This is a genomic window from Sphingomonas sp. G5, assembly GCF_052660795.1.
On record NZ_CP109660.1, the window covers coordinates 3,408,547 to 3,419,989 of the forward strand.

The 11,443-nt window shown below is 71.3% G+C and carries 11 protein-coding genes; 4 read left to right on the plus strand and 7 right to left on the minus strand.

Annotated elements, in window-relative coordinates; genetic code table 11:
• Together NE358_RS16095 and NE358_RS16100 are read left to right on the plus strand one after the other, a co-directional pair.
• Positions 1–1,437: a GH39 family glycosyl hydrolase gene (locus NE358_RS16095; RefSeq protein WP_289940109.1), complete on the plus strand. Its 1,437-nt coding sequence runs from the start codon at positions 1–3 to the stop codon at positions 1,435–1,437.
• Between the two features lie 47 nt (positions 1,438–1,484).
• A complete protein-coding gene (locus tag NE358_RS16100) occupies positions 1,485–2,108 on the plus strand; it encodes a TetR/AcrR family transcriptional regulator (protein WP_170210705.1) in 624 nt (207 codons plus the stop codon).
• Positions 2,109–2,190: 82 nt separating this feature from the next.
• On the opposite strand, the gene NE358_RS16105 is transcribed toward NE358_RS16100, so the two are convergent.
• The 7 genes from NE358_RS16105 to pcaH form a co-directional block, all read right to left on the minus strand.
• Positions 2,191–3,666: a C-glycoside deglycosidase beta subunit domain-containing protein gene (locus NE358_RS16105; protein ID WP_289940116.1), complete on the minus strand. Its 1,476-nt coding sequence runs from the start codon at positions 3,664–3,666 to the stop codon at positions 2,191–2,193.
• Between the two features lie 10 nt (positions 3,667–3,676).
• Positions 3,677–4,978, minus strand: coding sequence for a C-glycoside deglycosidase beta subunit domain-containing protein (locus NE358_RS16110; RefSeq protein ID WP_141378027.1), 1,302 nt, complete (start codon positions 4,976–4,978; stop codon positions 3,677–3,679).
• A gap of 220 nt (positions 4,979–5,198) precedes the next feature.
• Positions 5,199–5,597: a 4-carboxymuconolactone decarboxylase gene (pcaC, locus tag NE358_RS16115; protein WP_289940119.1), complete on the minus strand. Its 399-nt coding sequence runs from the start codon at positions 5,595–5,597 to the stop codon at positions 5,199–5,201.
• On the minus strand, positions 5,597–6,370 hold the full coding sequence (locus NE358_RS16120; RefSeq protein WP_289940121.1) for an alpha/beta fold hydrolase: 774 nt from the start codon (positions 6,368–6,370) through the stop codon (positions 5,597–5,599). Before NE358_RS16120 ends, pcaC begins: the two co-directional genes overlap by 1 nt.
• On the minus strand, positions 6,367–7,737 hold the full coding sequence (locus tag NE358_RS16125; protein WP_289940122.1) for a lyase family protein: 1,371 nt from the start codon (positions 7,735–7,737) through the stop codon (positions 6,367–6,369). Before NE358_RS16125 ends, NE358_RS16120 begins: the two co-directional genes overlap by 4 nt.
• Positions 7,727–8,284: a protocatechuate 3,4-dioxygenase subunit alpha gene (gene pcaG / locus NE358_RS16130; RefSeq protein WP_174799697.1), complete on the minus strand. Its 558-nt coding sequence runs from the start codon at positions 8,282–8,284 to the stop codon at positions 7,727–7,729. Before pcaG ends, NE358_RS16125 begins: the two co-directional genes overlap by 11 nt.
• Positions 8,281–9,093, minus strand: coding sequence for a protocatechuate 3,4-dioxygenase subunit beta (pcaH, locus tag NE358_RS16135; RefSeq protein WP_289940129.1), 813 nt, complete (start codon positions 9,091–9,093; stop codon positions 8,281–8,283). The genes pcaG and pcaH overlap by 4 nt, the downstream gene beginning before the upstream one ends.
• A gap of 89 nt (positions 9,094–9,182) precedes the next feature.
• On the opposite strand from pcaH, the gene NE358_RS16140 reads away from it, so the two are divergent.
• Both NE358_RS16140 and NE358_RS16145 read left to right on the plus strand, forming a co-directional pair.
• Complete coding sequence (locus NE358_RS16140; RefSeq protein WP_103207777.1) at positions 9,183–9,935, plus strand: IclR family transcriptional regulator; 753 nt, start codon at positions 9,183–9,185, stop codon at positions 9,933–9,935.
• Between the two features lie 163 nt (positions 9,936–10,098).
• On the plus strand, positions 10,099–11,280 hold the full coding sequence (locus NE358_RS16145) for a 4-hydroxybenzoate 3-monooxygenase (RefSeq protein ID WP_289940130.1): 1,182 nt from the start codon (positions 10,099–10,101) through the stop codon (positions 11,278–11,280).
• Positions 11,281–11,443: the final 163 nt, after the last annotated feature.

The window sequence follows — 11,443 nt, forward strand, 5'->3', positions numbered from 1 at the left end:
GTGTCGCACACCCCCGCCCGCACCCTCGTCGTGGACGCCGCCCGCGAGAGCACCTTCCGCTCGCTCAACGGCGTCGGCGGCGTGCCCGGCCCCGTCGCGGCCTACCCCGACTTCCCCGACATGACGCCCCTGTGGCGCGAGGCGGGGGTGACCCTCGTGCGCTCGTTCGACTGGGTCTCGCGCCTCGACACCCGCGACGACCCCACGAGCCTCTTCCCCGACTGGAGCGCCGACCCCGACGACCCGGCCAGCTACAACTTCGCCGCGACCGACGCGTGGGTCGACGCGGTTCACTCCATCGGCGCCGAGGTGCTGTTCACCGTGGCCAGCTCGATCCCGAAGAACAAGCTGCCCGCCGACGACGTCGAGGTGTACGGCCGGGTCGTCGAGCACATCGTCCGGCACTACTCCCAGGGGTGGGCGGGCGGCCCGGCGACGCCCGTGCGCCTCTACGAGTTCGGCGATCAGCCCGACTTCGGGCCGCTGCACTTCGCCGGGCGACCGGAGGAGTTCTACGCGATGTACCGCGCCTTCTGCGAGGCGGTGCACCGCGTCGACCCGTCCCTGACCGTCGGGGGCCCCTCGGTCGCCTTCTCGCTGGAGGCCGACTCGCCCTACCGCGAGGGCTTCCTGAAGTTCGTGCGTGAGAACGACCTGCCGCTGCACTTCTTCTCGTTCCTGTGGTTCACCGATGGCAGCCGCGATCCGATGGACTACCGCTACGTGGCGCGCGAGCTGCGCGCAGTGCTCGATGGTCACGGGTTCACCGACACCGACCTGACGCTCAGCTACTGGAACTACCTCGCGGTGCCCAGCAGCACCGCACCGGCGCCGGAGAAGGGCGCGTTCATGGCGGCCACGGCGATCGCGCTGCAGGACACGGTCATCGACCACGCGTTCTTCTTCCGCGCCGACACCGGCCGCGATCCGCACTACGGGTTCGTCGACCCGGGCGGGGTCGGCGACGTCGACGGGCGGCCCGACGAGCGCTCGCGCGCGCTCGTCCTCGCGGGTCGGGCGCTCACCGGGCGGCGGCTGGAGGCCACCGGGGGCGACGAGTCGGGGCTGGCGGTCGCCGCCGGGCGCGACGGTGACACCGTCCGCGTCCTCGTGACGAACTACGTCGCCCCCGACAGCGCCCTCGCGCCACGCGCCGAGGACCGTTTCACCTTTCGCATCCCCATCGGCGAGCAGCGCATCGAACTGGGGCTCACCCTCCCGCCGCAGCGCCCCGACCTGGCATCGGCGGGGGTGGAACGGGTGAGCCTCGACCTCCGAAACCTGCCCTGGGCGGATGCCACCGTGCAGGCCACCGTCACGTCGCTGTCCGGCGCGATCGAGGGCCCCTCCCCTGTCGCGGTGTCGGAGGAGGGGAGCCTGCGGATGGACCTCGCCCTGGAGCGGCAGTCCGTGTTCCTCGTGGAACTGACCGCCTGAGCCCGGAACCGGGGAGAGCGATGGCCACGAGGGACGGAGCGAGCGGGGTGTCCGAGCCAAAGCAGCAGCGAAGTCGCGACTCGTTCGCGAAGGTGCGCGCCGCCGTCCTCGCGCTGCTGCACGAGCGCGGCACCGGTCAGTTCTCGCTCGCCGAGGTCAGCGCGCGTGCCGAGGTGTCGATCGGCTCGATCTACGGCCGGGTCTCGGGCAAGGCCGAACTGCTGCGCCTGATCCAGGCGCAGGAGTTCGACCGCCTCGATGTCGAGACCGCCGAACGCGTCGCGGCCGCCGGCATCGGCGCGACGGACTTCGAGACGGCGACGGCCGAGATCGTCGCGGTCTACGCCGGCATCCTGCGCGAGAACCGCGACCTGCTCTCCCCCTTCTTCGTGATGGGGGTGGACGATGTCGAGATCCTCGCGCGCGGTCGACGCTCCGGCGACGCCGGGCAGGCCGTGTTCGTCCGCGCCCTTCTGACCGCGGCCTCCGCGCACGGCGTCCGGCTGACGGATGACGACGCCGTCTGGGCGTTCGAGGTCTTCTACAGCCTGTGCGTGCGATATCTCGGCCTCGGTGTGACGGCGACCGCGACGCCGCACGACGCCTATCGCTGGTCTGAGCTGCTCGAGCGGCTGATGCGCACGGTGTTCCTGACGCTGTCGACTGCCTGACCCTCGACTGCCCGACGAGCTGGGGGCGTCCGCATCCGGTCGCTCCGAATGAGAACGTCCCCAGATCCTCTCGAGGGGAGGGTCAGCCCACGGGCACCGTCCGCATCGCCGACCGGATGAGGTCGTGCTGACGACGCACGAGCAGCAGCGGGTCGACCTCGCCGAGCTCGGCGAACGCGTGCCCCTCCCACTCGCTCGACCAGAATCCGCGGTACCCGCTCTCGACGAACACGCGCACGAGCTCGGGATAGTCGATCGCGGGCTCCTGGCCGGCGTCGTCGATGTCGTAGAACTTCGCGTGCACGTGCAGGATCTGCGGCATGATGTCGGCCCACTCCCGGGGGTCGACGTGCCCGTGCATGTTGAAGGCCAGGTGCGCGAAGGCGCCCAGCCGGCCCGGGTCGAAGTCCCGCCCGCGGAGGTACGCGATGAACTCCTGCTGACGCGCCTGCATCGTGGCATCCGTCGCCCAGATGTCCTGCAGACGCTGGACCGCCTCGTCGTCGAGACCCGCCCGGCGAACGGCCCGCAGCAGCGTCGGCGACATCGCGTGCATGGTCGACGAGAAGTCGGCGACGAAGCCCAGCAGCGGGGAGTCGAGCTCGGCGTACGTCTCGCGCACGCGCAGGATCGGCTCGGCGTTCGGGCCCATCGGCGCGTGGATCTCGTAGGCGAGCTTCAACTCGAGCCGCTCCGCGATCGGCAGCAGACGGCGCAGCAGCTCGGGCTTGGCGCTCTGGATGCGCACGAGCGGAAAGCCGAGCTTCTTCGCCCCCTCGAACATCAGCGTCGAAAAGGCGAACTCCTCGTCGGGCGTCATGTCGCGATCGCGACGGCGGCCCATGTCGAGGTTGGCGCCGAACGAGCTCTCCACGAAGCCGTGCCGGTCGAACGCCGCGCGCCACGTGCGCACGAACTCGTCGCCCACGACGGGGTAGGTCGGCACCATCTGGGATGCCACGATCTCGATGCCCGGACCGATGCCGAGTTCGGCGACCCGGTCGAGCAGGCCGTCGAAGCCGAAGTACCCCGCGCGGAACTCCGCGCTGGCCGAGTACAGCGTCAGCCCCAACTGGAACGGGTCGTCCTCGGCCGCGGGCGGCGGGGGCGTGACATCCGATACGAGCGCTGGGATTTCGGCATCCGCGCCGACGACCGTGAGGGTCTTCACGTCGTGCACGACGTTCGGCACGTACATGCCGGGCCCGCCGTCCTGGCCGGGCGCGATCTGCATGTAGGGCAGGCGCAGCTCACCGTGCAACACGACGTCGTGCGTCTCACCGAGCGCCACGGGGTGGTCACGGCGAGCGACGAGAAGCGGGTGCTCCTGCAGGAACCACAGGCGCTCGCTCTGCTCGGGTAGCTCGTCGAGGCGGTAGGAGGTGTCGCCGAACTCGACGCGGAGGTCGGCGGCATCCATCTCCTCCCCGTCGACGGTGAGCGCGAGAGTCGTCACTGATGAGAGCCACAGGCTGCGATACCAGGGGATCGTCAGCCGCAGCGCGAGCCCGTCGGGGTGCGCGCGCAGGCTGTCGTCGTGGATGAGTCCGTTGGGCATGGCGGGTTCCTCAGAGCCCGTCGGCGAGCTGGCGGATCAGCGAGTGCTGGCGGCGCACCTGCTCGATCGAGCGCCACGGTTCGCGCTCGCCCTCGTACTCGCTCGAGAGGTAGCCGGTGTAGCCCGCGTCTTTCAGGGCCTTCAGCACCGGCTCCCACGGGATCTGCTGGTCGTGCAGGTTCTCGTCGATGTCGTGGAACTTCGCCTGGATGAACACGACGTTCTCGATCACGTCGAAGACGTCGTTCGGATCGACGTGGATGCCGTCGAGGAACGCCGGACGCTGGCCCGGCAGCTCGCCGGGCTTCAGCGGGATGGGGCGGTCCTGGAAGATGCCGGTGTCAAGCAGCAGGCCGAAGTGCTTCGTGCCGGTGCGGCGGATGAGCGCGATGTAATCGTCGACGACCTCGTGCTTGATGGGGGTCGGCGAGTGGATCTCGGGGCAGATGATCACGTCGAGCTCTTCGGCGAGCGGAAGGGATGCCTCGACGACCTCGGTCCAGATCGGGTGCGGAATCAGGTCGCTCGAGACGACGCCGATCTTGGGTCGCACGAAGCGGAAGCCGAGGCGCTTGGCCAGGCGCAGGTCGCGCTGCAGAGCCGCGGCGCCCTCCTCGACGGTCATGTCGCGACCGTTCGGGCCGCTGGAGTGCAGGCGGGTGTCGATCCACGAGCCCATGTTGGTCGGCTCCAGGCCGTACTTCTGCAGGAGCGCGAACCACTGCTCGACCCACTCGTCCGAGGGGTGCGGGTAGTTCGGCACGTGCGCCTCGCCGAGGATCTCGATCCCCGTCGCGCCGAGGTCGGCGATCGAGGCCATGGCGGTCTCGAGGTCCATGACCGTGCCGTAGTCGGTCATGTAGCTGTAGAGCGAGACGCCGTAGCGGAAGGGGGCACCGGATGCCTCGGGGGCGAGCGTGACGTGCTTGGTGACCCGATAGGTGCTCGGCTGGTGCTCCTGGGGGATGTACGACATCCGCAGCCGCAGCTCGATCGACAGCTCGTGCACGCCGTCGGGGAGACCGCCGGCCAGGGGCACGAAGATCACGGCCGCGTCCTCGAGCGGCCAGCGGACGCCGTCGCCGTCCCACAGCTCGGCGAGCGAGTACTGCTGTCCTTGGAGCGTCCACAGCGGTACGTCGGGGGCGACGTCGACCAGGCCCGGGATGCTGACGCCGATCCCGTCGATCAGCGAGGCCGCCATGCCGCGGTACGACGGCATCCTGACGCGGAACTGGAAGCCGGTGATCTCGCCGCCCTCGCGGACGTTACGGAATCCGACGGACTGGATGAGGTCTCTTTCGAGAAGCATCGTCGCTCACTCTCTGTGGGGTTCGCCTTCGACGCTACCCGCTTATGCCGGATTCAGACATAAGCGTTTCTGATGCCCCGCATCAGGTCCGGGCGTCACCGGAACAGGGGATGCCACGAGAACAGGCCGATTCGCTCCGAATCGGCCTGTCCCGGTGGCATCCCCTGTCTTCATGACCCGGTGGGCCTGCACCGCCGCTCCCGGCGCGCGGGCCGGCCGGTCAGTCCCCGGCGGCGCTCCCCGGCTCTGCCGCGAACACCTCCGACGCGATGCGGAACGCCGAGTTGGCCGCCGGCACACCGGAGTAGATCGCCGACTGCAGGATGACCTCGCGGATCTCGTCGATCGTCAGGCCGTTGCGCAGCGCCGCGCGCAGGTGCATCGCGAGCTCCTCGTGATGACCGTGCGCGATGAGCGAGCTGAGCACCGCGATCGAGCGCGAGCGGCGGTCGAGGCCGGGCCGTGACCAGACGTCTCCCCACGCGACGCGCGTGATGAAGTCCTGCCAGTCGGCGGTGAGGTCGGTGGTCGCGGCGATGGAGCGGTCGACGTGCGCGTCGCTGAGCACGGCGCGGCGCACGGTCATGCCCTGGTCGTGGCGTTCCTGATCGGTGGGCATCAGGCGTCCTTTCGGGAGAGGGAGGCGAAGAACGACCGCAGCAGCGCCGCCACGGCCTCGGGCTGCTCGGCGGGCGGGAGATGGCCGGCGTCGTCGATGCGCGCGACACGGCCGTCCGCCACCCCCTCGGCGATCTCGACCGCCTTGGCCTGGGGGGCGACCTGGTCGAAGGCTCCCCACGCGGCGAGCACCGGCACCGTGATCTCGCCCAGCGTCGCGCGCACGTCGTACGCGGCGAGCGCCTCGCAGCAGCGGGCGTAGCTGTCGTCGTCGGCATCCTGCAGCGCGTGCAGCAGGCGCCCGCTCAGTTCGGGGCGGCGGGCCATCGACTCGGGGGCGAACCAGCGCTGGGCCGAGCCGACGATGAGGCTCGACGTGCTCTGCGCGCGCGCCTGGGCGGCGCGATCCGTCCACGATGCGGGGTCGCCGAGGACGGCTCCGGATGCCACGATCGCGGCGCCGCGCAGGCGGGCGCCATGACGCCGCGCGAGTTCGAGGCCTGTCGCCCCGCCGAGGGACACCCCGGCGTAGAGGAACGTGTCATCGGGGACGGCGGTGGCCACGGCATCCGCGAGATCCGCGACGGTGAACGGCTCGCGCGCGATCGGCCCCGCTCCATGCCCGGGGAGGTCCCACGCGGCGACGCGGTAGTCGTCGGCGAGCAGGGGCACGACGTCGTCCCAGAGGATGGTCGAGGTGCCGAGCGAGGGCCCGAGCACCACGAGGGGCGCGTCGGCGGGTCCGACCGGCTCGGTCAGCGAAACGAGGCTCATGCGTCGACCCCCCTGCTCTGTGCCGTGCCGCCGCCCGCGTGGCCCGTGCCGCGCGCGAGGCGGGGGGCGAGGCCGAGGTAACGAGCCGGGTCGAGCAGCGCGTCGACGTCGAGACCGGCCGCCTCGGGCAGCGCGCGCAGACGCGGGGCGAGGTCGTCGTCGCCATCGAGCAGGGCCGCGAAGCGCTCGGCACCGATGAGCGGCACGAGCACTCCCCGCAGGCGCTCGCTGACGATGCGTCCGCCGGTCAGGCCGACGGTGGCGGCGGCCGCGGCCGCGTCGACGCGCAGGTGCGCCAGCAACGACGACCCGTGCGCCGACGCACCGACCGCGAGGCGGAGCAGCTCGCGCAGCGTCGGCCACTCGGAGTGCCAGGCGCCGTCGGGGCGCTCGTCGACCGCGAGGGCCGAGGCCAGGTGCAGGGTCGCACCCAGGTGCGGCGCGCGCAGGGCGGCCGAGCGGATGAGCACCGCCTCGGCGGGGTTCTGCTTCTGGGGCATCGCCGACGATCCCCCGCCCACGCCCTCCGAGACCTCTCCGATCTCGGTGCGGCTGAGCGTCGCGACGTCGGCGGCCATCTTGCCGAGCGCGTCGATGGCCTGGACCAGGGCGTCTCCGATCTCCGTCACGGGCCAGCGCGCCACGTGCCAGGGTGCGTCCGGGGCGTCGAGTTCGAGGGCCCGGGCGAAGGCCGCGGGAAGGGCGTCGGCGGCATCCGTCGATCCGGTGATCTCGACGAACGACGCGAGCGTCCCTCCCGCACCCGCGAGCTGCGCGGGGAAGACGAGGGCATCCAGCCGCACGACGGCGCGCTCGAGTCCGCGCGCCCAGGTCGCGGCGCGCGCACCGATCGTGGTGGGCACGGCGTGCTGGGTGAGGGTACGGGCCGCGGACACCTCGTCGGCGTGCGCGGTGGCGAGCTGTCGGGCCCAGACGGCCGCGTTCGCGACCGAACGACGCGTCTGCTCGACCGCGCGCCGCGCGACCACCATCAGCGCGGTGTCGAGGATGTCCTGGCTCGTCACCCCGCGGTGGATCCACGCTCGGTGCTCCGCGAGCACCTGCGCCTTCAGCGCGCCGACGAGCGGGATCACGGGATTGCCCCCGGCGACTGCGTTGCGCACGAGGGCGTCGACGTCGATCCCGCGCGCGGACGCGCCGCCCTTCTCGTCGATCCCGAAGACGTGGTCGATCTCGACCCGCGCCCCGCGCGGGGCGGCCCCCACCTCGACGTACGCCGCGACCAGCGCGCACTCGACGCGGATCATCGTGGACAGCACGAACCCGTCCGACAGCAGCGCGTCGTGACCGACGCTCACCGGCGAGAGCAGCCCGAAGTCGATGCGCGGAAGGGGGTCAGAAGGCAAGGAACACCGTCTCGTTCTCGCCCTGCAGTCGGATGTCGTGCGACAGGTACCCGTCGGGCGTCCGGGTCGCGACGAGGCTAGCGCGCTCCGCCTCGTCGAGCGACGACAGCAGCGGATCCGCGGCGAGAGCGTCCGGGTCGGCGGGCGAATAGATGCGGGTGTGCAGCTTGTCGGGCAGGCCGCGCGCGAACACGATCGCGGCGAAGAATCCCGCGCGCCCCCGGATGCCGCCCGGCTCCCGCGTCCAGAACGTGTAGCGCCCCTCGTCGTCGGTGAAGGCGCGGCCGAACCCGGTGAAGGTGTGGTCGTCTCGGCGGAAAGCGCCTCGTGCACGCGGCACCGAGCCGTCGGCATCCGCTCCGAAGATCTCGATGAGGGCGTCGGGGATCGGCGCTCCCGCTCCGTCGAGGATGGTGCCGCTCAGCACGATCGCCCCGGGCGAGTGCGGGAAGACGACCTGATGCTGCTTGTCGAACTCGAGGCCGTAGGCGAAGAACGGCCCGACCGTCTGGCCGGGGGTGGCGCGGTGCGTCTTGGCGGGGATCACTCGTCGCCCTCCTGCTCGAAGTAGGTCTGATCCGGCCCGTCGACCACGATGTCGAAGCGGTAGCCCGTCGCCCACTCGGGCGAGGTCAGTTCGTGGTCGTAGACGCCCACGAGCGCGTCACGGTCCTTCTGCCGGTGGATGGAGTTGTAGATCGGGTCGAGCGCGAAGAGCGGGTCGCCCGGGAAATACATCTGCGTCACCAGCCGCTGCGTGAACGACGACCCGAACACCGAGAAGTGGATGTGCGCCGGACGCCACGCATTGCGGTGGTTCTTCCACGGGTACGGGCCGGGCTTGATCGTCGTGAAGCGGTACTCGCCGTTCTCGTTCGTGACCGTGCGGCCCGCTCCCGTGAAGTTCGGGTCGAGGGGGGCGGGGTGCTGGTCGCGCTGGTGGATGTAGCGACCGGCCGAGTTCGCCTGCCAGATCTCGATGAGCTGGTTCGCCACCGGGCGCCCCCACGAGTCGATCAGGCGGCCCTGCACCGTCATGCGCTCGCCCAGCGGCTCTCCCGCGTGCTGCAGCGTGAGGTCCGACTCGATCGCCGCGACGTCGCGCTGGCCGAACGCGGGCGAGAACAGCTCGACGGTCTCGGGGTCGACGAGCTTCGGATTCTTCGTCGGATGCCGCAGCACACTCGACCGGTACGCCGGGAAGTCGTGCGCGGTCGCTGCGACGCGCTCCCCCGCGGCGTCGAGGGCGTCGAGCTCGGCGTGACGGGCGTGGATCTCGCGGACGATCTCGTCTTGCGTGGCCTGGTCGGGTGCGGCCAGCAGCGATTCGGGGGCGGCGGCGGGAGGTTTCGACATGGGTCTCCTTCGACGAGACAATGCTCCGGCACCGGCCCCCGCGGTGGCGCGCGGTTCCCGCTGAATGGGAATCATGGCATCCTGGCCCCATGGCGAACTCCCCCTCGGGCGACTCGGTCACCGACCGCCTGGTGCGGATCCTCGAGACCTTCACCCCCACGCGCACCGCGCAGACCACGTCCGACATCGGACGCCGGGCGGGTCTGCCGAGCTCGTCGGCGCACCGGATCGTGAACGAGCTGGTGGATGCCGGTTTGCTCGAGCGCGACGAGGAGCGCCGCGTCCGCGTGGGCATGCGCCTCTGGGAGCTGGCGACGCGTTCCTCGCACGCCCTGCGTCTGCGCCAGGCGGCCCTGCCGTCGATGGAGCGCGTGCAGATGCGCGTGCGCGAGCACACCCAGCTGGCGATCCTCGAGCAGGAGGAAGCCCTCTTCCTCGAGCGACTCAGCGCCCCCGACTCGGGCGCGAACGTCACGCGCGTGGCCGGGCGCCTTCCCCTGCACGCCTCCTCGTCCGGGCTCGTCCTGCTCGCCTTCGGCCCCCACGATCTGCAGGAGCGCGTGCTCGCCGGCCCCCTGCGCGCCGTCACCCCCGAGACGATCGTCGACCCGGCCGCCCTGCGCCGCGTGCTCGCCGAGATCCGCGGCCTCGGGCGGGTCATCGCCCCCGGCTCCGTCGACAGCGTCTCCACGGGGGTGGCCGTGCCCGTGCGCGACGAGACGGGTGCGGTGATCGCGGCCCTGTCGGTGGTGCTCCCCCGTGACGCCGAGACGCAGTTCGCCCTGGTCGAGCTCCACCGCGCCGCCCGCGACACCGAGCGCGCACTGGGCTATCGCCGCTGAACGTCGCCGTTCTTCTCCCGCGGAGTCGTCCTCCGACGCCGACGGGGGGCGCGCGGCGGGATCGGCTCCGCGCCCCTGCGCCACATCCCGTTCAACGGGAACCGAACGGCGAGCGAGCCGGGCGGCGGGCACCATCGACACAACCACCGTCGAAGGAGACGCCATGACCACCACCGTCCGCACCCGCGTCGCCATCGTCGGCGCCGGCCCCGCGGGGCTCCTGCTCTCGCACCTGCTCGACCGGGCGGGCATCGAGTCCGTCGTCGTCGACCAGCGTTCGCGCGACGACATCGAGAGCACGATCCGGGCCGGCATCCTCGAGCAGGGCACCGTCGAACTGCTCGACACCCTCGGTCCTGTCTCGCGCGCGCGCACGGCGGGCCACCGACACGACGGCATCGAACTGCGGTTCGAGGGCGAGGGGCACCGCATCGACTTCGCGGCATCCGTCGGTCGAGCCGTCTGGCTCTATCCCCAGCACGAGGTGTTGAAAGACCTCATCGCCGCGCGGCTCGATCGGGGGCAGGATCTGCGCTTCGGCGTCACGGCCGAGCGCATCGACGACGCCGGCACCGACCGCCCGCGCGTCATCGCCCGCGACGCCGACGGGCAGCCCCTCGAGATCGAGGCCGACGTCGTCGTGGGCTCCGACGGTTCACGCAGCGTCGCGCGCGCCACCGTCACCGGGTCGAGCAAGGGCGGCTACTTCCGCGAGTACCCCTTCGCCTGGTTCGGCATCCTCTGCGAGGCCCCGCCGAGCAGCGAGGAGCTCATCTACAGCAACTCCCCCGACGGCTTCGCCCTCGTCAGCCAGCGTTCCGACACCGTGCAGCGCATGTACTTCCAGTGCGACCCCGACACCGACACCGCCGCCTACAGCGAGGCGCAACTGTGGGACGAGCTGCAGAAGCGCGTGCCCGGCACGGAGCTGAAGCAGGGTCCGATCTTCCAGCGCGACGTGCTGCGCTTCCGCAGTTTCGTCGCGCACGAGCTGCGCCGCGGCCGCGTCGCCCTCGTCGGCGATGCTGCGCACACCGTGCCGCCCACCGGAGCCAAGGGCATGAACCTCGCGATCGCCGACGTGCGCCTGCTCGCCGCCGCCCTCGAGGCGCTGCTGCTCGAGAACGACGAGCGTCTGCTCGACGCGTACCCCGCGGCCGCCAGCCGCCGCATCTGGAAGGCCCAGCACTTCTCGTGGTGGATGACCAGCCTGCTGCACGTGGCCCCGGATGCCACCGACTTCGACCGCCGACGCCAGATCGGCGAACTGCGCACCGTCGTGGAGTCGGAGCACGGCCGCGCTTACCTCGCCGAGGCCTACTGCGGCTGGCCCTCCGACGCCTGACCCGCCGCCCGAGCCGAACCCCGAACCCCGCCCCGTGCCCGGGCGCCCCACCCCCTCTCGAGTGTCCAAAACACCCGGACCAGAATCGAAAACGTCCGGGTGTTTCGGACACTCAACGAAGGTGAACACGCCCCCATGAACGAGCGCGGCGTCCGAGCCGGAG

Coding starts and splice junctions, on each gene's coding strand:
- NE358_RS16105 (WP_289940116.1), bottom strand. CDS start 3,666: ATGCCCAACGGACTCATCCACGACGACAGCCTGCGCGCGCACCCCGAC.
- NE358_RS16110 (WP_141378027.1), bottom strand. CDS start 4,978: ATGCTTCTCGAAAGAGACCTCATCCAGTCCGTCGGATTCCGTAACGTC.
- pcaC (WP_289940119.1), bottom strand. CDS start 5,597: ATGCCCACCGATCAGGAACGCCACGACCAGGGCATGACCGTGCGCCGC.
- NE358_RS16120 (WP_289940121.1), bottom strand. CDS start 6,370: ATGAGCCTCGTTTCGCTGACCGAGCCGGTCGGACCCGCCGACGCGCCC.
- pcaH (WP_289940129.1), bottom strand. CDS start 9,093: ATGTCGAAACCTCCCGCCGCCGCCCCCGAATCGCTGCTGGCCGCACCC.
- NE358_RS16140 (WP_103207777.1), top strand. CDS start 9,183: ATGGCGAACTCCCCCTCGGGCGACTCGGTCACCGACCGCCTGGTGCGG.
- NE358_RS16145 (WP_289940130.1), top strand. CDS start 10,099: ATGACCACCACCGTCCGCACCCGCGTCGCCATCGTCGGCGCCGGCCCC.